At 61.4% G+C, this 23,046-nt stretch carries 18 protein-coding genes and 1 tRNA gene; 6 read left to right on the forward strand and 13 right to left on the reverse strand.

Features of this window, described 5'->3' with window-relative positions; translation table 11 throughout:
* Nucleotides 1-77 precede the first annotated feature (77 nt).
* Complete coding sequence (locus tag G1C98_RS07680; RefSeq protein WP_169080638.1) at nt 78-1,361, reverse strand: MFS transporter; 1,284 nt, start codon at nt 1,359-1,361, stop codon at nt 78-80.
* Between the two features lie 378 nt (nt 1,362-1,739).
* Between G1C98_RS07680 and G1C98_RS09455 the strand changes: the two genes are divergently transcribed.
* Nucleotides 1,740-1,871, forward strand: coding sequence for a hypothetical protein (locus G1C98_RS09455; protein ID WP_277347568.1), 132 nt, complete (start codon nt 1,740-1,742; stop codon nt 1,869-1,871).
* A 386-nt stretch (nt 1,872-2,257) separates the two neighbouring features.
* Here the strand turns inward: G1C98_RS09455 and adhE are convergent, their stop codons facing one another.
* The gene (adhE, locus tag G1C98_RS07685; RefSeq protein WP_169080639.1) at nt 2,258-4,984 is read right to left on the reverse strand and encodes a bifunctional acetaldehyde-CoA/alcohol dehydrogenase; all 2,727 of its coding nucleotides are present in this window, start codon (nt 4,982-4,984) and stop codon (nt 2,258-2,260) included.
* Nucleotides 4,985-5,499: 515 nt separating this feature from the next.
* Here adhE and G1C98_RS07690 point away from each other — a divergent pair.
* Nucleotides 5,500-6,630 (forward strand): ROK family transcriptional regulator, encoded by a 1,131-nt coding sequence (locus G1C98_RS07690; RefSeq protein WP_169080640.1) that lies wholly within the window; start codon nt 5,500-5,502, stop codon nt 6,628-6,630.
* A gap of 27 nt (nt 6,631-6,657) precedes the next feature.
* Here G1C98_RS07690 and G1C98_RS07695 read toward each other — a convergent pair whose 3' ends face one another.
* The 3 genes from G1C98_RS07695 to G1C98_RS07705 form a co-directional block, all read right to left on the reverse strand.
* A complete protein-coding gene (locus tag G1C98_RS07695) occupies nt 6,658-7,062 on the reverse strand; it encodes a VOC family protein (RefSeq protein WP_169080641.1) in 405 nt (134 codons plus the stop codon).
* Nucleotides 7,063-7,159: 97 nt separating this feature from the next.
* On the reverse strand, nt 7,160-8,491 hold the full coding sequence (locus G1C98_RS07700) for an MFS transporter (RefSeq protein ID WP_169080642.1): 1,332 nt from the start codon (nt 8,489-8,491) through the stop codon (nt 7,160-7,162).
* A gap of 195 nt (nt 8,492-8,686) precedes the next feature.
* Nucleotides 8,687-9,691 carry a zinc-dependent alcohol dehydrogenase family protein gene (locus tag G1C98_RS07705; RefSeq protein WP_169080643.1) on the reverse strand — a complete coding sequence of 335 codons (1,005 nt, stop codon included), beginning with the start codon at nt 9,689-9,691 and terminating at the stop codon, nt 8,687-8,689.
* A 240-nt stretch (nt 9,692-9,931) separates the two neighbouring features.
* Between G1C98_RS07705 and glgX the strand changes: the two genes are divergently transcribed.
* Nucleotides 9,932-12,562 (forward strand): glycogen debranching protein GlgX, encoded by a 2,631-nt coding sequence (glgX, locus tag G1C98_RS07710; RefSeq protein ID WP_169080644.1) that lies wholly within the window; start codon nt 9,932-9,934, stop codon nt 12,560-12,562.
* A gap of 109 nt (nt 12,563-12,671) precedes the next feature.
* Here glgX and rpsI read toward each other — a convergent pair whose 3' ends face one another.
* The 7 genes from rpsI to G1C98_RS07745 all read right to left on the reverse strand — a co-directional run bounded on the left by rpsI (nt 12,672) and on the right by G1C98_RS07745 (nt 19,994).
* Nucleotides 12,672-13,163, reverse strand: a complete 492-nt coding sequence (rpsI, locus tag G1C98_RS07715; RefSeq protein ID WP_033522661.1) for a 30S ribosomal protein S9 — start codon at nt 13,161-13,163, stop codon at nt 12,672-12,674.
* Between the two features lie 20 nt (nt 13,164-13,183).
* Entirely contained in the window at nt 13,184-13,633 is a 450-nt protein-coding gene (gene rplM / locus G1C98_RS07720; RefSeq protein ID WP_169080645.1) for a 50S ribosomal protein L13, read from the reverse strand.
* A gap of 289 nt (nt 13,634-13,922) precedes the next feature.
* Nucleotides 13,923-16,094, reverse strand: a complete 2,172-nt coding sequence (gene malQ / locus G1C98_RS07725; RefSeq protein WP_169080646.1) for a 4-alpha-glucanotransferase — start codon at nt 16,092-16,094, stop codon at nt 13,923-13,925.
* A 38-nt stretch (nt 16,095-16,132) separates the two neighbouring features.
* A complete protein-coding gene (locus G1C98_RS07730) occupies nt 16,133-16,756 on the reverse strand; it encodes an AbrB family transcriptional regulator (protein WP_169080647.1) in 624 nt (207 codons plus the stop codon).
* A gap of 101 nt (nt 16,757-16,857) precedes the next feature.
* Nucleotides 16,858-17,499 (reverse strand): IMPACT family protein, encoded by a 642-nt coding sequence (locus G1C98_RS07735; protein WP_169080648.1) that lies wholly within the window; start codon nt 17,497-17,499, stop codon nt 16,858-16,860.
* 51 nt (nt 17,500-17,550) lie between these two features.
* Nucleotides 17,551-18,588, reverse strand: coding sequence for a D-2-hydroxyacid dehydrogenase family protein (locus G1C98_RS07740; protein ID WP_169080649.1), 1,038 nt, complete (start codon nt 18,586-18,588; stop codon nt 17,551-17,553).
* A gap of 26 nt (nt 18,589-18,614) precedes the next feature.
* Nucleotides 18,615-19,994 (reverse strand): CapA family protein, encoded by a 1,380-nt coding sequence (locus G1C98_RS07745; protein ID WP_169080650.1) that lies wholly within the window; start codon nt 19,992-19,994, stop codon nt 18,615-18,617.
* Nucleotides 19,995-20,185: 191 nt separating this feature from the next.
* Here G1C98_RS07745 and G1C98_RS07750 point away from each other — a divergent pair.
* Nucleotides 20,186-20,272, forward strand: a tRNA-Ser gene (locus tag G1C98_RS07750).
* A gap of 190 nt (nt 20,273-20,462) precedes the next feature.
* On the opposite strand, the gene G1C98_RS07755 is transcribed toward G1C98_RS07750, so the two are convergent.
* Nucleotides 20,463-21,326 (reverse strand): hypothetical protein, encoded by an 864-nt coding sequence (locus G1C98_RS07755; protein WP_169080651.1) that lies wholly within the window; start codon nt 21,324-21,326, stop codon nt 20,463-20,465.
* 205 nt (nt 21,327-21,531) lie between these two features.
* On the opposite strand from G1C98_RS07755, the gene dinB reads away from it, so the two are divergent.
* On the forward strand, nt 21,532-22,803 hold the full coding sequence (dinB, locus tag G1C98_RS07760; RefSeq protein ID WP_169080652.1) for a DNA polymerase IV: 1,272 nt from the start codon (nt 21,532-21,534) through the stop codon (nt 22,801-22,803).
* A 107-nt stretch (nt 22,804-22,910) separates the two neighbouring features.
* A partial coding sequence (locus G1C98_RS07765) for an NAD(P)-binding protein (protein WP_169080653.1) occupies nt 22,911-23,046 on the forward strand: 136 nt, incomplete at its 3' end.

The following is a 23,046-nucleotide window of genomic DNA, read 5'->3' on the forward strand; positions in this document are numbered from 1 at the left end:
TTGCTACTTGGTGCGTTTGTATTACTGAAAGATTGGTATCAGCCGTCGGCAGTGCCGCGGCGACTATTGCAATTAGGTCAGGCGGTAACCACCTCCTCATCAGCCTTGATCGGCAGACGCCGACCACGCTCGTCGAAACCGGACTGCTTGGGTCGAATGAAGACGGTGAGCAAAGAGCCGATGGCGTAGCAGACCGCATAGGCCCAGCACACTCCGCCGAAGCCAACAGTGGAAATCAACACGGTCGCGATCAACGGACCGAAGAACGTTGTCAAGCCAGAGGCGAGGTTGTGCGCGGAGATAGCTGCGCCCTTATGCTCGGGAGCGAGCGCCGGAAAGATCGCGCCCATCGGCACGAAGGCGGAAATGCCCAGACCAAGCACGATGGCATCAGCGCACATCAACACCATGTTCGCGCCGAACACCTGCGGAATGTAATACATGCCGAGCGTGCCGATAACGCAGAACCAGCAACCGAACCAGCGCATCTGCCGCATCCAACCATAACGGTCGCCCATGCGGCCCCAGAACACGTTGCCGACAACGGTGACGATGAACTGAAATCCCCAGATTTGGCTCCATCGTGAGACCTCGAACCAACCGCCACCTCCATTGACATGGGTAGACAGGTAAAGTGGCATAATGACCGGGAAACCATAAAGAGTGAGGTTGCAAATCACGCGCACGACGGCAGCCAGTGCGATCTGCCGGTTGTGTACAAGAATCGTGGCACCTCGACTGAGCTCATGCAGCTTCTCCGCGCGGGTCATCGACGAGGTACGAGAGTTGTCCGAGGCCGGAACCAGAAGCAGACACACAAGCATGCCGGCCACAGCAAACAGCAACGACAGCCACAGCGAACAGTACTCTCCAACCCAAGCGATGGTGAAGCTCGGCAAGTAGGCGCCAAAGACACCGATGCCAAAGGAATAGGAGGTCCAAAACCAACCCATCGCCGAGGCGAGATGCGACGGTTCAACAGTCTGCGTGATAAGCACGACGAAGGAATAAATGAACAGCGGATAGCCAACGCCACGCAGCGCGTAGACGACGAGCATTAGCGGGTAGATGCCACTGGGCAGGGCCACTGCGACGAATACCAAATGCAGAGCGATCCAGGCGATTGCGCCGATGAGCATGATGCGTTTGGCACCAAACATCTCAGCCAGCACGCCGGAGGCCCATCCAGCGACCGCCGCCATGAGTCCATACATGGTGAACATCAGCGACGACTGCGACGAGCTAAAGCCCTGATCGACAATATACTTCGACAGGAAGGTCAGTTCAAAACCGTCGCCGGTCATGAATACTGCGATGGCGACGAATCCCGCCAGCAGTTTCCTCGGCAATCCCAGAGCCATGTTTCCTCACTTACGCCAAATACTTCATTGTTTGCCGCACCACTGCGGCGTAACACCAGTTTCACCCCCAAAAAACGCTGTTTGTAGGCTGCCCGACATCATCATTTGGTACTTTTTTGCACCGGGGGTTACATCATTGATTCACCAACGAAGGCACAGGACGCGTCCGAATCGACGCTCTCACGCACGCTACATGGTTTGCCTTGGCATCCCGCGGTGATGGCTCTAAGAAATGGTTCGAGGCCCCATGCGCCGTCAAGCAACAGCAATGCCGACGACAAACAAGTTTTACAAACCATGTTCACAAAAATCGGGCAGCCATCCTATCATCGGAAACGGCCGAACCAAACGGTTCGGAATGAATCGAAAGGAATAGATATGCTGAACAAGAAGTCGATCATCGCCGCCATCCGTCGTGGTTTCGAGTGCAGCGGCATGAACGCCTTGGTCTCCGCCGGCTACAGCGAGTCCGTCGTCGAAGCCTACGAAAAGATCATCGAGAACCGCTGACCCACGCCACCGGCCGGCAACAGGATGATAGGGCCGGATACTGGCACGACGCCAATGCGCAAGGAAAAGGACAACGGCGTCCCTCCACTTTTGTATGACGGAATGTTCCACGCGATGGAGCATTCTTTTTTTATCGCCACATTTTTTGCATAGCTTTTGTGCCTTCGAACCGGCAACCGACAATCGTTCCTCGACGATTTGACAGAACTCGACGGTATCGTCGAAATCTTTGACGGAGATGTCAGAGCGCTGAAAAACAGTAGTACATACGGCCATTAGCTATGGCTGTAATGCCCCTCCGCCATATGAGAAGGAGCCCGACGGCTTCCCGTCGGGCTCCTTCTCATGGTTCCTTATATTAAGGTGTCGTCACGCTGATCCGGCGATCAGACGCGCTCGGAGGCCTCCTCGGTGGCAGCCTCGCCTTCGCGCTCCACGCGAATCTTGTGACCCTCGGCCTGAGGCACGCCGTAGTATGCGGCCACGGCGATGTCCTTCATGTCGTTGATCAGCGGGATACGCGGGTTCGCCGGGGTGCACTGATCCTCGTAGGCGCGCATGCCGGCCTGATCGAGGATGGACCAGAAGAAGTCCTCGTCCACGCCACACTCCTGGAAGCTCCTGTTCATACCGAGCTTGTTGTCGCGGTAATCCTCGACGGCCTTCGCCAGGTTCTCCACGCCTTCGGCCGGGGTCTTGCCCGGGTCGATGCCGAGGTTCTTGGCGATCTCCTGGTAGCGTTCCGGCGCGATGTACTTGTTGTACTTCGGCCAGGAGGTGGGCTCCTCCGGAATCTGACCGTTGTAGCGGATCACGTACGGCAGCAGGATGGAGTTGGTGCGGCCGTGGGCGATGTGCAGCAGGGCACCCAGCGTATGGGCCATGCCATGGCACATGCCCAGGAAGGCGGAGCCGAATGCCATGCCTGCCATGGTGGCGGCGTTGTGCATCTTCTCCTGGGCGTTGGTCTTGGCCAGGCCAGGCTCGCCGTTGACGGATTCCGCCAGGTTGTCCCACACCAGCTTGGCCGCGTGCAGGGCCATGGCGTCGGTGAAGTCGTTGGCGTACACGGACACATAGGCCTCGAAGGCGTGGGTCAGGGCGTCGAAGCCGGCGTCGGAGGCCAGCTTGCGCGGCTGGGTGCGGGCCAGCACCGGGTCGACGATGGCGACGGACGGGGTCAGCGCATAATCGGTGATCGGGTACTTGTAGCCGGTCTTGTGGTCGGTGATCACGGCGAACGGCGTGACCTCGGAACCGGTGCCGGAGGAGGTCGGGATGCACACCAGCTTGGCCTTCTTGCCCAGCGGCGGGATCTTGAACGCGCGCTTACGGATATCGAAGAACTTCTCACGCACATCGGAGAAGGAGATTTCCGGGTGCTCGTACAGCAGCCACATGATCTTCGCGGCGTCCATCGGGGAACCGCCGCCGACGGCGATGATGGTGTCCGGCTCGAACTCGTCGCGCATCATCGAAGCGCCCCTCTCGACGGTGTCGACGGAAGGCTCCGGCTCGACGTAGTCGATGATACGGAAGGTGACGCGGTTGGCACGTGCGCGCAGCTGGTCGATGATCTTGTCGACGATGCCGAGCTGCTCCATCACCTTGTCGCACACGATGACGGCCTTCTCGATGCCGTACATGTCGCGCAGGTACTTGATGGCGTTCGGCTCGAAGTAGGTCTTGGCCGGGATCTTGAACCACTGCATGTTGTTGTTCCTCCGAGCAATACGCTTGATGTTGATGAGGTTGACGGCCTGCACGTTGCCGGAAACCGAGTTGCCGCCGTAGGAGCCGCAGCCCAGTGTGAGCGACGGGGCGATGGAGTTGTAGATATCGCCGATGCCGCCGAGGGAGCTCGGCTGGTTCCAGATGATGCGGCATGCGTGCATGCGCAGACCGTACTCGCGGACCAGGTCCTCGTTGTTGGTGTGGATGGCGGCGGTGTGGCCGGCACCCAGCTTCAGCATGGCCTCGCACATCTCGAAGGCCTGCTCCTTGTTGTCGGCCTTCAGCACGGCCTGCACCGGGGCGAGCTTCTCGTGGGTCAGCGGCTCGTCGTCGGAGACCTCCTTGCACTCGGCGGCGAGGATGGTGGCGTCGGCGGGGATCTCGAAGCCGGCGGCCTTGGCGATGTACTGCGGGGACTTGCCCGGGACCACGGAGTTCAGCTTCGGGGTCTGGCCGCTGCCGGCCACGCAGCCGAACATGTACTGTTCGAGCTTGGCCTTCTCCTCCTTGTTGACGAAGTAGGCCTTGCGAACCTTGAGCTCCCTGATGAGGTCCTTGTAGATGTCCTTGTGGGCGATGATCGCCTGCTCGGTGGCGCAGATCATGCCGTAATCGAAGTGCTTGGACAGCACCAGATCGTTGGCCGCGCGGACGATGTCCACATCCTTGTCGACGTAGGCCGGTGCGTTGCCGGCGCCCACGCCGAGGGCGGGCTTGCCGGAGGAGTACGCGGCCTTCACCATGCCGGGGCCGCCGGTGGCGAGGATCGTGGCGATGCCGTCATGCTTCATCAGTGCGCCGGTGGCTTCGATGGAGGGGTGCTCGATCCACTGGATGCAGTTCTCGGGGGCGCCTGCGGCGATGGCGGCGTCACGCACGATCTTGGCTGCGGCCACGGAGCAGTTCTGCGCGCCCGGGTGGAAGCCGAAGATGATCGGGCAACGGGTCTTCAGCGCGATCAGGGACTTGAAGATGGCGGTGGAGGTCGGGTTGGTGACCGGGGTGACGCCGGCGACCACGCCGACGGGCTCGGCGACTTCGTCGATGCCCAGCACGTCGTCTTCGCGGATGATGCCGACGGTCTTCTGGCCGGCCAGGTAGTGGGTGATGTGCTCGCAGGCGAAGATGTTCTTGGTGGCCTTGTCTTCGACCAGACCACGATGGGTCTCATCGACGGCCATCTTGGCGAGCACCAGATGCTTGTTCAGAGCCGCGACGGAGGCCTTGGCGACGATGTGGTCGACCTGCTTCTGGTCAAGCTTCTCGAATTCGGCGAGAGCCTTCTGACCCTTGGCTACGAGTGCGTCCACTTCGGCTTCGGCTGCGGCGAGCTTTTCTTCCGGGGTTGGCTTCGTTGCGCTGTTCTTAGTTTCTGCCACTGTAGGATCCTCCTCTGATAGAGATCTGGAACGTGGTGCGTTATTCCTTATCTGATTGCCGTGTGTGCAGCAGTCATGTCACGTCGATCCGCGACATATCTCGAATCGCCTGTGACCTGCCTCACAATATACATGATTGTCTGCACCTTTTCATCCCTTAAGCGGGTTGTGCGTTTCATGTTATATCTTGATGTATTCATGTGCCTATACGAACTTATTTTGCAATAAAACATGTTCATTTACCCTATTTTGAGCGCATTTGTTCGTTTTTTTAACAGATACACACATCACAAACACCACATTTTCTAAAGAAGTTTTTTAAAACTTCCGACTATTTCAGGACAGAGCGCGAACACTTAATGTAAATGTTTTTCAAAAAGTATCCCAAAAGCCTGTAATTCCAGGCGTTTTCCAAACACGACAAGCCGGCAAGGCGCAGCATACTGGAATTATCCCCACATTTTTAAAAGACTTTTGATAAAGTTGCCTCAGACATGCATAGGAAGGAACCAGCGATGAACGCACCCTCGACCAGTCTCAAGACGGCGAACCGCCAGGCCATCATCAGCCATCTGTATCATCATGGGGCGCAGACCAAGCAAATGCTGGAACGCGAGCTTGGGCTGAGCCTGCCCACCATCACCCAGAACCTGCGCACCCTGACCGACGAAGGGCTCGTCGAACAGGGCGAGCCCATGCAATCGACCGGCGGCCGCAAGGCGCAGACCTACACGTTCGCGGCACGCTCGCACGCCGCGATCGGCGTCACCATGCGCGCGAACGCCATCACCCTGGTCGCCGTGGACCTCTATGGCGAGGTCATCATGCGCCGCCGAAAGCGGGCCACATACCGCAACGACGGCGACTACTACGACATGGTGGGCGATCTGGTCACCGAATTCGCCGGCAAGATCGTGCGGTCCGGCAGCGACGTGCTGGGCGTCGCCTACTCCATGCAGGGCATCGTCTCCGCGGACGGCACGGCCATCACCTTCGGCAAGATCATGGGCAACACCGGGCTCACGCTGGAAAAGCTCACACGCCATATCGAGCTGCCGGCCATCATGATCCACGATTCCGACGCCTCCGCCATGGCCGAGCTGTGGTTCGACCATTCGATACAGGATGCGGTATGCGTGTACCTGGAACGCAGGCCGGGCGGTGCCGTCATCGTCGACGGCGCGCTGTATCAGGGGCCGAATCTCAGCAACGGCACCATCGAGCACATGTGCCTCGTCCCCGGCGGAAAGATCTGCTATTGCGGCCAGCGCGGCTGCATGGACGTGTACTGCTCCCCCGAGGCCCTGGTCATCGACGGCGAGAGCCTGCCGGGATTCTTCTCTGTGCTCGCACAGGGCGAGCCTGGGCATAGGCAGCGCTACGGGGAATGGATGGATCACGTGGCCCAGGCCATCGCCAATATCCGCACCGTGATCGCCGGCGACATCATCATCGGCGGCGAAACGGCGCAATACCTGACCGACGACGCCATCACGGATCTCAAGCACCGCGTGGAGGCCCTCAGCCCGTTCCATTCCGAGCATTTCTCGCTGAGAAAAAGCAGCTGCGCCGACGATCAGAACATCATCGGCGCAGCATTGCGTTTCGTGCAGTCCTATGTGGACGGCATCTGCGGGGCCGCGTGACCTTACATCACCGCGACCCCGATCGGGTCACTTCTTGACGATCTGGCAGAACTCGATGGTCTCGCCGTTGGGGCCGTACACGTTGAAGTAACGGATGCCGTGATCCCAGAAGCTGTCGATGTGCTGGATCTCGGTGTCCTTGAAGTCCAGTCCGAGCTCCTTGGCGTTCTCGAAGGCGGCCTCGATATCCGGGGTGTCGAACGCCCAGTGGTTGATGGCACCGGTGGTCATCGGGGCGGGCTCGCCCTCCCAGGTCTCGATGGTCAGATGGCCGTAGCGCAGGAAGGCGCAGCGGTTCTCGCCGTTATGGAAGATGCCGGCCACCTCGAAGCCGAGCTTCTTGGTGTAGAACTCGATGGTCTCGTCCAGATCCTTGGCGACCATGCCGGAGTGCTGGAAATCGGTGGTGAATGCGGTCATGGGCTTGCTCATGATGGTTCTCCTTTGACTTGGATTGGGTTTTAGCATAACGGATATATCGTGCGCAGGTGCGGGCGCAACGCCGTGCGATGCGCCCGCCTGCGGTACTTTATTGCGCGGCTTCGGCCGGTTCCACGGATGCCGGCGCATCCGCACCGGTCTTCTTGGCCGACTTGATGCGATGGCCATGGCTATCGAATCCGGGCTGCTTCGGGCGGATGAACAGCGTGAGCACGAACGCCAGGACGTACAGCGCGGCGTAGGTCCAGCACACACCGCCATAGCCGATGGTCGGCAGCAGCAGCGTGGCGATGCCGGGGCCGGCGAACGTGGTCAGACCGGCGGCAAGGTTATACGCGGACAGTGCGGCGCCCTGCTTGCCCTCGCCGGCGTACAGCGTCATGATGGTCGGCAGCGACGAGAAGGCGCAGGTGCCGATGCCCACGATGATGGAGGCGATGATCATCATCAACGCGTTGGCGCCGAACCACTGCGGGATGTAGTAGAACGCGACCGAGCCGACGGCGAGCACCGCGCAGCCGAACCAGCGCATCGGCCACACCCAGCCAAAGCGGTCCATGAACCAGCCCCAGAAGGTGTTGAAGATCAGGGTGACGACGAACACGAAGCCCCAGATGCGCATCCATTCCTCGGTCTTGAAGATGTTGATGCCGCCGTTATGCGTGGTGCACAGGTACAACGGCATGATGACGGGGAAGCCGTACAGCAGCAGGTTGTTGATGATACGGATGATGGCGCAGATGAGGATCTTGCGGTTGGTGAACAGGATGGTGGCACCTTCGGTCAGCTCCTTGAGCTGTTCCTTGCGGCTGAGCCCCTCGCCCTTGACGACCTTGTTCTTCGGCACGAAGAAGAAGCACATGAGCGTGCCGACGATGGAGAAGGGCAGCGCGAACCAGAACGTCTTGTATTCGCCGAACACGGGCATGATGAAGCTCGGCAGATACGCGCCGAATACGCCGATGCCCAGCGAGAAGCAGGTCCAGAAGAACCCGGTGGCCGAGGCGAGCCTGGACGGGGAGATGTACTGCGCCATCAGCACCACGAAGCTGTAGATGAACAGCGGGTAGCCGATGCCGCGGATGGCGTACAGGCCCAGGATCAGCGGGTAGATGTGGCTTGGAATGGCCACGCCGAGGAACAGCAGGTGCACGCCGATCCACCAGCATGCGCCGAACATCATGACCTTGCGCGCGCCGAACATCTCGGCAAGCACGCCGGCGGACCAGCCGCCGAACGCCGCGAACAGACCATATACGGTGACCAGCAGCGAGGCCTGGGACGAGGTGAACCCTTGGTCCACCATGAACTTGGACAGGAAGGTGAGCTCGAAACCATCACCGGTCATGAAGATCGCGACGGCAAGGAAGCCGAGCATCAGCACACGGGGAACGCCGAGACGTTCAAGCAGCCTGATCATTGCAATAAACCCTTACCCGACTTTCATTCGACGTTGAGAAAGCCGCTTCATAGTATACAGACATCGATACAAACAGGTGCCGCGGCCCCTTTGCCGCGGCACCCGGCATGTTGCGAGGAGAGCGGCCGCCGCACGAGAGAACAGCTGCGGCGGCCATGATGTTGGGAGGGGCGGCCCTTGTGGGGCCGCACGGTATTACTTGCCGACCTTGACGACGGCCTTGGAAACGCCGGTGATCTTGCCGTCGAGGAAGTCCTGAACCTCTTCGAGCTTGAGCTCGTGGCTGATGAGGCCGCCGATGTTCATCTTGCCGGAGGAGACCAGCGAGATGGCGTCGCGGAAGGTCAGCGGATTGATGAAGGAGCCCTGGATGGTGAGCTGCTTCTTGTAGATGTCGTAGGTGTTCATCTCGAAGTGGGCCTCCTGCGGGCCGACGCCGAACATCAGCACCTGCGCGCCCTTCTTGGCCGCGGCGACGGCCTGGGCCTGGGTGGCCGGCAGACCGACGGCCTCGACGATGACGTCGTAGGCGTCCGTCGGAACCGGTTCCTTCGTGGTGTTGAAGGTCTCGGTGACGCCGAACTGCTCCTTGTTGCGCTGCAGCTTCTCGTCGAAGATGCCGGCCAGGTCCACCTGATGCACGCCGTAGGCCTGCAGCAGCTGGGCGAAGATCTGCCCCATGAAACCGTCGCCGATGACCAGGGCCTTCTGGTAGGGGCGCAGCTTGAGCAGGTCGAGGCCGTGCACGGCGCAGGACACCGGTTCGATGGCGGCGGCGTCGCGCAGGGAGACGTTGTCCGGCAGCTTGTAGACCACGGTGGCCGGGGCGGTGAACTGCTCGGCCAGACCACCGTCACGGGTGACGCCGACGGCGCTCAGGTGGTCGCACAGTTCCGGGCGCTGGGTCAGGCAGAACTCGCACTGGCCGCAGTAGATGTTCGGATCGACGGCTACACGGTCGCCGACCTTGACGTTGGTGACTTCGGAACCGATGGCCGCGACCACGCCGGAGTTCTCATGGCCGAGCACGATCGGCGGGACTGCGGCGGCGGAGCCCGGACGACCCGCGTACAGATCGTGATCCGTGCCGCACACGCCTGCGTATGCGGTGTTGATCAGCACTTCGTTCGGGAGGATCTCGGGGGTAGCCAGATCCTGGATCTCGAATTCCTTCACACCGGTGAGCACCAGAGCCTTCATGATTGTTCCTTTCCTCGATGAAAGTGTTGCCGTTTTGTGGTTTATCTGTTGTGGGCAGTTCGTTCTGCCTGATGACTCACAGCATACATTCTTTCATTCTGTTTTGCAAATCAGTTTTCTTAAAGTGCTTTATACAAAGGATGTCTCGGCGCGTCGCGTCATCGCAGCACATGACAGGACGCCTGCGACTCCCCCGCCGAGGAAACGTCCGCCCCCGCATATCCACCTACAATGAGAGGTATGCAAAACCCAACACTTCACCGCTATGCCACAAGACCTGGCCTGTACTTCACCGATGACGGCGGCGCCGATGCCATCGTCCGTTCCGAAACCGCGGACCAAGTGTGGTTCTGCGTCATCGAACCCGTCGACCAGCCCAGCGCCTTCTACAGCGAGGCCATCCGGCTGTTCCCCAACACCTCGATCCCCCTCGTCAAGCAGATCAGCGATTTCAAGGTCTGCACGCGCATCATCGAATCCACCTACGTGCGCGAGACCCTGTTCAAGATGGAAGGGCCGAACTACGGGCTATGGTCCGTGCACATCCCCAAGGCGTGGGACGGCATGCGCTACGGCTACCGCGTGGACGGCGCATGGGACCCCTCCCACGGCGTACGGTTCAACCCGTACAAACTGCTGCTCGACCCCTACGGCAAGGGCATCGACGGCACCATGCAGCTCGATCCGGCCGCCTTCGCCTACGAATGCAAGCTGGAGGACGGCAAGATCGTCGGCGACCCGTTCGGCAAGATGAACACCATCGACTCGCTGGGCAAGATGCCGGTATCCGTGGCCATCGACGACCGCGCCACCACGAAGCTCGACAGCGAAAGCGTGCACCCGCACGTGCCATGGAGCAAAACCGTGATCTACGAGCTGCACGTCAAAGGCTTCACCGCCAACGCGCCCTGGCTCCCCGAAGAGCTGCGCGGCACCTACGCGGGCCTTGCGCACCCCACTACCCTGGCATACCTGCAAGGGCTCGGCGTGACGTCCATCGAACTGCTGCCCATCCAGGCAAGCCAGCCAGAGGTGTTCCTCCAGGAACGCGGCAAACGCAACTACTGGGGCTACTCCACACTCAGCTACTTCTCCCCCGAAGCCACATACGCCACCAAGGCCGCCCAACAGGCCGGTGCCAGCGCCGTGCGCCAGGAGGTCATCGACATGGTGCAGGCCCTGCACGACGCGGGCTTCGAAGTGATCATGGACGTGGTGTACAACCACACCTGCGAAGGCGGTTCGGCAGGCCCGAGCATCTGCTGGCGCGGCCTCGACAACCTCTCGTACTACCGCAGGCAGAAGAACAACATCGCCTATCTGGAAGACACCACAGGGTGCGGCAACACGCTCGACTTCACCAATACGCACGTGACGACCTTCGCGGTCGACTCGCTGCGCTACTGGGCCAAGCGCATCGGCATCGACGGCTTCCGCTTCGACCTTGCGCCGAGCCTGGCCCGGCTGGACGGCGAATTCACCCGCTACCACCCCTTCCTGTACGCGCTGCGCTCCGACCTGCTGCTCGGCAACCTCAAGGTCATCATGGAACCATGGGACCTGGGCAACCAAGGCTGGAGGACCGGCCAGTTCGGCATCCCGTTCGCGGAATGGAACGATCGCTTCCGCGACACCGCGCGCACGTTCTGGCTGTCCGAAGCCGAACAGACCCAGGGCAACACCGTCGGCATGCAGGAGATGGCCACGCGTCTGTGCGGTTCGGCCGATTTGTTCGCCACCGACCCCGGGCGTGGCGCGACTGCATCCGTGAACTTCGTGGCATGCCACGACGGGTTCACGCTCAACGATCTGACCATGTACTCGCACAAGCACAATGAGGCCAACGGCGAGAACAACCATGACGGGTCGAATATGAACCGTTCCAACAACTTCGGCGTGGAAGGCCCGAGCGACGACCCCGTCGTCATGTCGAAGCGCGAGCGTGCGGCCCAGAACCTGCTCGGCATGGTGCTGCTCTCGCTCGGCACGCCGATGATCCTGGCCGGCGACGAATTCGGCAACAGCCAGGGCGGCAACAACAACGCCTACTGCCAGGACAACGACATCACCTGGCTGAAATGGGATTGGCTGTATCACAGCACCAAAACGCTGGAGATGCACCGGCTGGAATCCGTGTCCCGGCTGATCTCCATCCGCAAATCGCTGGATCTATACCACCACGAGGACTTCTTCACCAGACTCAGCCAGATCGGACTGCTCAAGCCCTCGAGCCGCGTGCAATGGTTCCTGCCGGACGGCACGACGCCGATGGAGCAGGATTGGTTCGACAAGAGCATCCGCAGCTTCGCGATGCGACTGCTCTCCCTCAACGAGCTCGATGTGATCCTGCTGGTGAACGGCGCATGCAAGGACAAGCAGTTCCATCTGCCCGCCGACACCGAATGGCAGCCGCTGTGGTGCTCCGCCGAGACCACGGGCGCACGCCCTGCCAAAGGCACGACCGTGGAGAAGGTGGATCTGTCCGACGAGGATTCCGTCTGGACGCATTTCGTGCCGAAGAACACCCGCATCGGGCAGGTCATTCAGGAGGTGCAGTCCGAACAGGAAGACATCAAGCATCGCCCGGCAGTCAAACCGTATGAGCGCAGCAACGATGCCTCCGACACCGTCATGCTTCCCGGACTGACCGGCAAATCACGCGTGTATCGTCTTCTGGCGCATAACGTGGCCCAGCAGCGTGCCGCACTGGCACGCCAGCACCAGCAGAAGGCCGCGGGCAATACCGCGCAGAATCGTGCAGTAAATACCCCGGAGACCGATCGGCAGGCGGCATCCGAAGCACCGAAGCCCAATGTGTGGACGGTGCCCTCCATGAGCATCACGATCATGCGGCAGACCACGCTCGGCTGACGGGCATCCGTTCCTGCGTACCTCCGCGTGCGCAGGAACGAATCATGCCGTATATACGAGGAACCCCTCGAAGGACAGACCTTCGAGGGGTTCCTGTTGTAAGCGAAAATCAACGCTTGGAGAACTGCGGTGCACGACGTGCCTTGTGCAGACCGGCCTTCTTGCGCTCCACGACGCGAGCGTCGCGGGTCAGGAAGCCAGCCTTCTTCAGGGTGGCGCGGTTGGCATCGCGGTCGATGGCGTTCAGAGCGCGGGCCACGCCGAGACGGATGGCACCGGCCTGGCCGGTGGTGCCGCCGCCGTCAACGAGGACGATCGCGTCGAACTTGCCTTCGAGCTTGAGCAGGACGATCGGGGAGTTGACCTCACGCTGCAGCAGCTTGGAGGGGAAGTACTCCTCCAGGGTGCGGCCGTTGATGGTCCACTTGCCGGAACCGGGAACCAGACGCACGCGGGCGACGGCTTCCTTGCGACGACCGGTGCCGTAGCCCGGCTCGATGGCGGAGGTGCCGGTGCCGGCGCCTGCGTTGGTTTCGGTGGTGTAGCTGGTGAGCTCCTCTTCGGTTTCCTGAACCGCGGAGTTGTTGGTGTTTTCAGCCATGTTCTCTATCTCCCTTCGGTTCACTTAGCCTGCTGAGAAACCTGAGCGATCTCAAAGACCTGCGGCTTCTGCGGGGTGTGCGGATGCTCTTCGCCGGCGAAGACGTGCAGACGACCAAGCTGCACCTTGGCGAGCTTGTTCTTCGGCAGCATGCCCTTGACGGCGCTGGTGATGATGCGCTCCGGGTTGTTCTCGAGCAGCTGCGCGTAGGTATCGCGACGCAGGCCACCCGGACGACCGGAATGCTTGTAGAGTTCCTTGCTCAGCTTGTTGCCGGTCAGCGCCACCTTGGCGGCGTTGATCACGATCACGTGATTACCGGAATCAGCATGAGGTGCGTAAGTCGGCTTGTTCTTGCCACGCAGAAGGGTTGCAACCTGAGACGAGAGACGGCCCAGCACCACGTCGGTGGCGTCAACGATGTACCACTCATGGCTCAGATCGGCGGGCTTCGGAGTGAAAGTCTTCACTGTTCTACCTTTTCTATATATTGTGTTCCGGGTTTCGGCGTTCCTCGCACGCTTGGTTAGGGCGTAACGGAGAAAACCTCCACCTCATTATCCGTGGGCTCCCTGAAAGTCCTCGATTGCGAGTGGGAATGCGCTTTGAAGGACCCCTTAGGGAAACACAACAGCTCACTAGTGTATTGGTCAGGCTTGACATACGGCCGACACACGCGGGCATGAAAAATCGCGCACGCCCGGCGGCCTCGGCGACCTTGGGAAACGTGCGCGATCGTACGGGTGAAATACCGCGATGCTACTTCTCACCGCGCATGATGGCGGCAAGGTTCTTGACATCGGCGCGGTCGAACATATCGTCCAGCTTCACGGCATTGCCTTCGGCATCCGCCAGCGGGATGCGCCAGTTCGGATACTCGTTGTTGGTGCCGGGCTGGTTCTGCGTGCGCTTCTCGCCGACGGCATCGGTGATCGATGCGGCGAGCAGCTTGCACGGCGAACCGTTCAGCGCGCGGTACTGCGCGGCGATGATGTCGGCCTCGTGCTCCTCACGATGATCGGCGATCTCCTGATCGATGTAGCCGTTGTCGAGCAGCATCTTGATCATGGCGTTCTGCTCGGCCATCGCGGAACGTTCGAAGTTCTCCTTCGGACCTTCCAGCAGACCAAGGCGTTCGCGCAGCTTGACGTGCTCCAGCTCAAGATAGCCGGCTGCCGGCGGCAGGTCGTGCGTGTTGACCGACGCCAGAGCGTATTCGCGCCAATCGGCGGGAGCGCGGAACTCGCCGTCGAACTGTTCGAACCATTCCACCGCACAGCCGAGCAGACCGTGGGAGGACAGCGAGCTCGCCACGTATTCCGGCACGACGCCGAGGTCTTCGCCGACCACCACGCCATCGGCGCGGGATGCTTCGAGAGCGAGGATGCCCAGCATCACATCGGAGTCGTAATGCACATAGGCACCGTCGTTGGCCTTGTGGCCGGACGGGATCCACCACAGACGGAACAGGCCGAGGATATGGTCGATGCGCACCGCGCCGGCATGGGTGAACATATTGTGCACCATGTCGCGGTAGGCCTTGTAGCCGGTGCGTTCCAGAGCAATCGGGTTCAGCGGCGGCTGGCTCCAATCCTGACCCTGCTGGTTGAACATGTCCGGCGGCGCGCCGACAGTGGCACCCTTGGCGAAGCGCTCGGGGTACCACCATGCCTCGGAGCCGAGCGGGTGGACGCCGACGGCCATATCGGCCATCACGCCGATGCGCATGCCGGCCGCGCGCGCGTTGCGCTGGGCGCGGTCAAGCTGTTCGGTGGCGATCCATTCCAGCCAGCGGTAGAAGTTCAGGGTATCGGGGAACTGTTCGCGCAGCGCCTTGACCTCGGGGGAATCCTTGGTGTAGCGGCGGGTCCAGTTGTTGGGTTCGTCCGATGCGGCGCCCCACTTGTCGTAGCACAGGCACCAGGTGGCGTAGGCCTCAAGATCCTCGCCGGTCTTGGCGCAGAAGTCGGCGAACTGGCGCTGCCTGGCGGTAGTGCGACCGGCCTTGAAGATGATCCACAGCGCCTGCATCTTCGCATGCCACATGGCGTCGCGGTCGATCATCTTCGCCTCGCCGTTCAACGGCTCGACGGATTCAAACAGCTTGCGGATCTCGTCAAGGCTTTCGGCGCCCAGCAGGCGGTACTCCTCGATCGATTCCGGACGGATGTACGTGAAGTTCACCAAGCTGCGCGAAATCGGCAGATACGGGGACGGCGTCAGCGGCGAGACCGGCTCGGCGGCGTGCACCGGATTGATCAGCGTGAAATCGGCACCGGTCTTGCGCTTGGCCTCGACCAGCAGGTTGGACAGGTCCTCGAAATCGCCCACGCCCCAGGACTTGGAGGAACGCAGCGAATACAGCTGGGCCATCCAGCCCCACAGGTGCCCGTGCTTCATCTCGTCAAGCAGCTCCACCTTGGAGGGGGCGCTGATCAGCGTGGCGTCCTGGGTGCGATCGCCCACCGTGACGTGCAGGGTATGGTAGCCTTCCGGCAGATCCGCAGGGATGACAACGGATGCAGTAACGACGAAGTGATCGCCCACCATGTGGGCGATGGAGCCGTCGCCGGCGTCGGGGAGGATCACGCCCTGGTAGGGCTGCCCGTTTTCCAGGGTGATGGTGGCGCTGGGCACATCGGTCGCACCGACGTTCACCAGCACATGGCTTTCCTTGCCGACGTTATGCAGGACGGTGGGGGCCACCAGCCTGCCGTGACGTTCTTCCAGAATCTCCTTGGTGGATTGCTTGACGGCGGCGTCATTCGAGGCATCGATGCCCAGGGCGGCCAGCACGGCGATCAGAACATCATCGTCGATCTCGTGGTAATCGTGGCTCATGCCAACGTAACTGGTGGCAATCCCTGCCAACTTCGCCAATTGGACTAGCGGTCGAGCTAAACGCTCTTCACTTTCGGTTCTCTCGCTCATAGTCCCTTAGTGTAACGGCTTAGCTGCGACATATCGAGCTATTTCCCGTGTTCCCTGCGTCGTTTTTCGACGGCGTGCCTCACTTCCAGCGAGGGATCGTTTTCCAATTTAGCTAACGTTTGCATGGAAACGTTGGGATTTAGCGCCACCGCACGGCGCACCATGGAGGAAAGCACCTTCGGCGCATCCGGTTCGAGTTCCGTTCCAAGCGTTGCGAGGAAGTCCAGAATCTGAGCATCGCTGTCGGGGCTTTGCGCGCCCTCAAGCCTCATCTTCCACGACGTTCGCTTGTTGCGCAGCGCGGCATCGCGCACCTCACGGTCCGGATCCTTGGTCAAGCGGCCGACCAGCCAGTTCTTGTCGTCGCCATTCGCGGCCACGGCCCTGCGCACCGAGGGCTCCGGATCCTTGGCAAGCTTCACCAGCACGTTCGGGAACGGCATCGATTCGGCCAGGAACACGCGATCCTCCAAAGGCGTATTCGGATTGCCGCCCACAGCCTCAAGCAATGCCGTGGCTCGGGAGAACGCCGCCTGATCGTTGCGGTCCGGCAACGGACGACGCGCGAACTCGGAAAGCTCGGCGGCATCGGTGCTGTGGCGCAGACGTTCGTAGGTGACGGTCAGCGGCTCGAAATTCTCGGTGGTTGTTTCGTCGGTCATGGCTCCCCAGTGTAGACCAGCGGTGCCAACGGCGGATCGACGCTATGCCCGGATGCGACCGGCAGCGCGCGGAACCGCCGCAAGCCCGGGCATGTATGCCGCTACCGGCTGGCGATGGCGCGGTTGACCGTATCGATGGGTTCGGGGCTGATCGTGGCGTTGAACGTCTCGCGGACGCGATCTTCGAAAGACCCGGCATTGGCCAGCGGCAACGTGGCCGTCAACGTGATGTCGGCGGCATACGTCTCATCCGACTGCACGCCGTCGACGGAAGCAAGCAGCTGCTGGAACCGCGCCAGCTGCGGATAGTCCAGCGTGACCAGATAACGCCGGCAAGGCACGATATCCGCGACCTTCGCGGCCTTGACCGCAATCGAGGCACCCGTGGAGTACGCGCGGATCAGGCCACCCGACCCCAGCAGAATGCCACCGAAATACCGGGTGACCGCGACCACGCAATCGATCAGGTCGTTGGCGCGCAGCACGTCGAGAATCGGCTTGCCGGCCGTACCGGAAGGCTCGCCGTCATCGCTCATGCGCTCCGACACACGGCCGTCCGAGCCGCCCACCACCGCGGCATATGCCACATGACGGGCCTTGGGATGCCTGTCGCGGATCGTGCCGACGAAGGCGATCGCCTCGTCCAGACTGCCGACATGCGCGGCATCACCTATGAACTCGGATTTCTTCTCCACAAAGGCGTCGTGCGCCGGCTCGGCGACCGGGTTGAGAATGGTTCGCATGAAGGCCTGGCTCCCTTTCCTCGCCTGCTTGCCGTATGGGCCCGGTACCGACTACTCGTGCACGACGACGTTGTATTCGCCGCCGGCAAGGAAGGCGCGCACGCATTCGACCATCTGACGGGTAAGCTCCTTGAACGCGCCATCGGTACGCCAGCCGACATGCGGGGTGAGCACGATGCCGGGAACCTGGCAGATGGCGTCGCTGGACTTCAACGGCTCATGGTCGAACACGTCGAGACCTGCCGGAATGTCACCGCGCTGCAGACGGGCGAGCAGGGCACCCGACTCGATGACCTCGCTGCGGGCGGTATTGATGAACAGCGTGCCCGGGCGCAGATGATCGAGATTCTCCGCGGTGATGATGCCGCGCGTGGCACCGTCGATCAGCGGCAGATGCACGGAGACCACGTCGCTGGATTCGATGAGCTCGTTCATATCCGCAACGGGCCGTGCGCCGCACCTGTCGAACAACTCCTCGGGGACATGCGAGCTCCAGGCGCTGACCTCCATGCCGAACGCCTTGGCGATCGAAGCGACGGTCGAGCCGATGCCGCCCAAGCCGATGATGCCGAGACGACGGCCGGCCAACTGCAGACCGTCGCCGCCCTTCCAAGCCCAATTGCCGGCCTTGACGTCCGCATCGAGTTCGCCCACATGGCGAATCAGCTCGAACATCAGCGCAAAGGCATGCTCGGCGACGGCATGGTCGCCGTAATGCTCGGCATTGCACACGCGGACGCCGAACTCGCGGGCCAGCTCAAGATCCACGTAGCTTGCCACGCCCGTGCCGCAGAACACGATGCACCTGACATGCCCTTCCTCGGCGCCCTTCGGGCCGTGGCCGGTGATGCGGCGCAGCAAATCGTCGCTGATATGGTACCCGCCGACCAGCAGCACATCCGCGTCATGCAGACGGGAGGCGATGACATCCTCGTCATCGGTGAACTCCTCGAACATGCGCACGCGGGCGATATCGTGCAGTTGCGGGAACTGGGAACGGATCGGCTCGACCATCGAATCGAGCACGGACGGCATTACCACCAATGGCAGGTCGGTGCGATCCGCCTGCGTTTCATACACTTGCGTCATACCTGCCACACTACGAGCATCGGGCGTCATTTGCCCGACTGCTTGGCCTGCTGTTCAGCCGTGAGATTCCACTCGCGCACCACATTGGTGTCGGCACCCATGCTGTAGATCACCTTCGATATGCGCTGCCGTTGCGTCTCGTCCTCCGATTCGCTCCAACAGGTGCCGTCGGGATGATCGGAGGATATCGGGCACCACCGGTACTCCCCCTGCCGCATGTTCGCGGTGGGCAGCCAGTCGATGCGATTCACCCGCCACGAGCCCGCCACGCCCTTCTTGCCGGCGAACTGGATGCGGGCGGTCACGCCCTGGTTGTTCGTCTCGTTGCCCGGAATGTACGACGTGACCGTCACGGCATTGCCCACGCCGTAGATGATCCACGTGTTCTTGTACTTCTCGATCGGCTGGGCGCAATGGCAACCGGCGCCATAGATCACGTCGAACGCACCGGTATCCGCCAGCTCATGGGCTTCGGAAACCTGCCACGAATCGGCGTAATCAAGATATTCCTGCACCGAATGCATGGCGATGGCCACCACATCCGCACCCTGCTCGCGTGCCTTCTTGGCCTTGGCGACGGCCTTCTGGATATCGCTGTCGTGATGGGGGTCGCCGCTTTCACGCAGGCGATCGACCTGCCAGTCCTGATCGGCGGTCATGCCGTTCAGCGAGACGGTTCCGGTGACGAGCCCCAGCTTGCCGCCGCCGGTCGGAGACGTGATCACCAGCGGCTTGAGCGAATCCGCCTCGGTCTTGTAGGAACCGGTCTGGGCGATGCCGTCGGCCTCCAGCGTGTCCCACAGGCGGGCGATGCCCTCCGACCCCTGATCCCATGAATGGTTGGTGGCATGGGTGCATGCCTGATAGCCCACGTTTCTGGCCGCATCGGCCACCTCGGGCGGAATGTTGAAGATCGGATACGCGCTGTACGGACCACCGCGCGGGGCGATGGGCGTCTCGAACTCGCATACGGCGATGTCGGACGCCTGGATGTACTTCTTCATCGGCTCGAACAGCGGGTCGAAGTTGAATGCGGTGCCGTCGGTCGCGGAGGTGTTGGGCCCGGCGAAATGCTCCCACAGCCCCTCATGGAACAGCAGATCGCCATTGACCAGCATGGAGATGCAATCCGTGTCAGGGCAGTCTGGCGAGTTGCCGTGATGCTCGGTGACGGTCTTGGTGGTGTTCTTGCCCGATGCGGTCTGCGACTTGGCCTTGGGCTTGGCAGTGGCCGCCGTGTTCCCTGCCCGTGTGCCCTGACCGCCGTGCGATCCGATCACGTTCCAGATGCCGACCGCGAGCGCCACGGCCAATCCCAATGCCACGACGATCGCGACGATCATCGGCAGGGGCGAGCGCTTGGCCGCATGCTGGCCGTGATAGTGTTCCCCGTCATCTCGCTTCATTGCAGTTCTCCGTTCTGTCTTCTTCTCTCTGTATCAGGGTATCCGAGTCCCGCCGATAATTCGAATGGTCGTTTTCGACACGCCAGCGGGAGAGCGGAATCCAAAGAACTTTCCCGTATTTGCGTTATTTCGGCGGGTTGTTCTCCAAGTGTGGTGTAAAGTACTGTGATGTTGCGTCGTAATGATGCACCGGAGTGATGCCTGAGTGGCCGAAAGGGGCACCCTGCTAAGGTGTTAGCTGCGTTAGCGGCTCGGGGGTTCGAATCCCCCTCACTCCGCGAAGGATAGAAGGCTTCGAAGCGTTGAATATTCCAACGTTTCGAAGCCTTTTCTCGTACGCGGGAACGCATGAAATGTGCTAGGGAATATGCCTGGATAGATGAAAAGTGCACCTGCGAGCGCACCTGTTTGAGGTACCCGCTGAGGTACCCGCTGCCAGCCTCACTCATCATCTAGCACCATCGCCCGTCAGTCGTTGCGCACATACATCGTTCCCCTATCGCCGATGACCAGTCTGTCCGTGCCCAAGGTGGGGTCGGCAGTGCCTGCCGATGCGTGGAATTCGTCGAAGGCCGGCGCGTGAACCCCTGCGGGATAATACGTCATCTTGTCCATCGCGTCCGCCTGCCACGAGTATGTGCCGTCGCCATTGCTCGCGAACGAACGCGGCACATAGGCGTGCTCGCTGATGACGCTTGGTTCCCCTCCACCATTGGCGGTGATGCTGCAATCGTCGTGTACCGTCACCGCGCTGCCGGCCTGATACATGGCGTACGTCGCGGCGAAGGCGGCACAATGGTTCCCTTCGGAGGCACCGGCTTGGTCCGAGGTCTCCGTTTTGCCGGCTTGCCCGTTTTGCCCGCTGTTTCCGGCGATGTCGCCGCTCTGTTTGCTATCGCTTTGCTGCTTGGCCTTAACACTGGCCTTCACCTCGCTGGCGCTGCGCTTCACCAAGGCTGCCATGGCTTTGGCGTCGGATGCGTACCGTTCGTTGTCGGCACGGGCGGCGTCCGTCTTCCACAGCAGCCACCGGTTCGGCTCGTCGTTCGGCGCATCCAGGGTCTTGGCCTGGATAAGCGTCTGATCGAAATCGGTCATCAGCTCGGGGTCCTTGAGCTGATCGGCCTTATAGCCGCCGAGTACACGCTGCCCGGCCACAATCGCCTTATCCAGTTCCTGTTTCGCCTCGGCGGCGGTGTCGACGGAACGATCGTAATGCTGCGCACTACGATGCGCCGCAACCGCATATCCGGCACCGGCCACGATCAGCGCCAGTGCCACGATGATGTCGATAATCGCCTTGCCCATGCCTTTGCCAGTCGAGTCCTTCATCGCGCTCACCTTCCTTCACCGCCTCATTGCCATGTGCACATAGTCCCATTCTATGCGTAGAAACCGCGCAAACCGTGCGATCACGCCACGCAACGGATGCAGGTCAACATGCTGCACCATCCCCCCGCAACCGGCAAACAGCCCCCACGAATCGCAACTCGAACAACTGTTCGACAAATCCGCCCATCATCCGTACCATGAAGGCATGAGCACTGCACCGAGACTGGCGGCGGCCAAACGCGACTGGGGCCACGACGAAACCGGGTGCACGGTGCTGCACATCGACATGGACGCCTTCTACGCCTCATTGGAAACGGCACGTCACCCTGAATTGAAAGGCAAACCGGTGGTGATCGGCACCGGCCCGCGATCCGTGGTATCCGCGGCGAGCTACGAGGCCCGGCGTTACGGCATCAATTCGGCCATGCCCTCGGCGCGAGCAAGGCAGCTTTGCCCCACCGCAGTGTTCCTTCCCGTGGACATGGACTATTACCATTCGGTCTCGCAGGCGATCATGCACGACGTGTTCCATACCATCACCAACAGGTTCGAACAGGTTTCGGTGGATGAAGGGTACATGGACGTATCGGGTGCCCTGTTGCGCTGGTCGAAACCCAGCGCCATCGGCGCATGGATACGGCAGGAGGTGGAACGCCGATTCCACGTGACCTGCTCGGTGGGCATTGCGGCCAACAAGATGGTGGCGAAGATCGCGTCCACAAACGCCAAGCCCGACGGCATGCTGCTTATTCCGAAAGACCGTTCGGCGCAATTCGTGCAGATGATGCCGTTGCGCGCCATTCCCGGCATCGGCCCCAAATTGGAGCAGCGGCTTACCGCATGGGGCATCACGTCGGTGGCCGACCTGGCCCAATTGAACATGGAACAGCTCATCCAGGCCACGGGATCCGCGGCCGGTGCACGGAACCTGTGGATGGCATCGCGAGGATTGGACGAGCGAACCGTCACGCCCACGCATGTGGAGAAATCCATCGGATCCGAGGAAACGCTGATGGAAGACACCACCAGCCAACGCATCGTATGCCGCCAGCTGCGCAAGTCCTGCGACGATGTCGCCCGATCGCTACGCAAACGCGGTTTCATGGCGCGCACCGTAACCGTCAAATTCCGCTTCACGGACCTGAGCTACCGCACACGTTCCCGCACGCTCGACCGCCCGGTGGATGCCGCAAGCGCCCTCTACCCCATATGTGTCGAACTGATGCGGGCCATGTTCGGTCTGCCCGCCGATGACGGCGAGCGGCCGCTGCCGCAGCCCATCCGCCTGATCGGCATGAGCGCCAGCAGTCTGAGCCAGACATGCGACACCGCAGTGCAGCCGACATTGGACGATGTGCTGGAGGAAACCAGCCGCGCCGACGACAGCACCGCGTCACGCCGCCTGCGCACCGCCGAAGCCGTACTGGATGCGGTACGCAGCAAATACGGCGATCAGGCGGCGAGCTTCGGCATCTGATCAACGCCCAGCAGGCTCCGAACGCGGCCATGCGAGCCGAAACGACGGCGTAGGCGCTACACTGTAGCGCAGGGAAAAACGCACATCGACAATGAAAGGTTTTCGTTATGGCGCAAGTGGAATACCCTGATCTGGTGATTGTGGGGGCGGGCCTGTTCGGCCTGACCGTGGCGCAGCAGGCCGTGGAGCACGCGGGCGCGAGGGTCGAGATCATCGACGTGCGCGACCACATCGGCGGCAACG

This window comes from Bifidobacterium erythrocebi (assembly GCF_012932675.1).
GTDB lineage: Bacteria > Actinomycetota > Actinomycetes > Actinomycetales > Bifidobacteriaceae > Bifidobacterium > Bifidobacterium erythrocebi.

Excerpts from the sequence above, each read along its gene's own strand:
- G1C98_RS07740 (WP_169080649.1), bottom strand. The coding sequence starts at position 18,588 with ATGACGCAAGTGTATGAAACGCAGGCGGATCGCACCGACCTGCCATTG.
- G1C98_RS07705 (WP_169080643.1), bottom strand. The coding sequence starts at position 9,691 with ATGAAGGCTCTGGTGCTCACCGGTGTGAAGGAATTCGAGATCCAGGAT.
- malQ (WP_169080646.1), bottom strand. The coding sequence starts at position 16,094 with ATGAGCGAGAGAACCGAAAGTGAAGAGCGTTTAGCTCGACCGCTAGTC.
- G1C98_RS07695 (WP_169080641.1), bottom strand. The coding sequence starts at position 7,062 with ATGAGCAAGCCCATGACCGCATTCACCACCGATTTCCAGCACTCCGGC.
- G1C98_RS09455 (WP_277347568.1), top strand. The coding sequence starts at position 1,740 with ATGCTGAACAAGAAGTCGATCATCGCCGCCATCCGTCGTGGTTTCGAG.
- G1C98_RS07745 (WP_169080650.1), bottom strand. The coding sequence starts at position 19,994 with ATGAAGCGAGATGACGGGGAACACTATCACGGCCAGCATGCGGCCAAG.
- G1C98_RS07680 (WP_169080638.1), bottom strand. The coding sequence starts at position 1,361 with ATGGCTCTGGGATTGCCGAGGAAACTGCTGGCGGGATTCGTCGCCATC.
- G1C98_RS07700 (WP_169080642.1), bottom strand. The coding sequence starts at position 8,491 with ATGATCAGGCTGCTTGAACGTCTCGGCGTTCCCCGTGTGCTGATGCTC.
- G1C98_RS07730 (WP_169080647.1), bottom strand. The coding sequence starts at position 16,756 with ATGACCGACGAAACAACCACCGAGAATTTCGAGCCGCTGACCGTCACC.
- G1C98_RS07690 (WP_169080640.1), top strand. The coding sequence starts at position 5,500 with ATGAACGCACCCTCGACCAGTCTCAAGACGGCGAACCGCCAGGCCATC.
- G1C98_RS07735 (WP_169080648.1), bottom strand. The coding sequence starts at position 17,499 with ATGCGAACCATTCTCAACCCGGTCGCCGAGCCGGCGCACGACGCCTTT.
- glgX (WP_169080644.1), top strand. The coding sequence starts at position 9,932 with ATGCAAAACCCAACACTTCACCGCTATGCCACAAGACCTGGCCTGTAC.
- G1C98_RS07755 (WP_169080651.1), bottom strand. The coding sequence starts at position 21,326 with ATGAAGGACTCGACTGGCAAAGGCATGGGCAAGGCGATTATCGACATC.
- dinB (WP_169080652.1), top strand. The coding sequence starts at position 21,532 with ATGAGCACTGCACCGAGACTGGCGGCGGCCAAACGCGACTGGGGCCAC.
- rpsI (WP_033522661.1), bottom strand. The coding sequence starts at position 13,163 with ATGGCTGAAAACACCAACAACTCCGCGGTTCAGGAAACCGAAGAGGAG.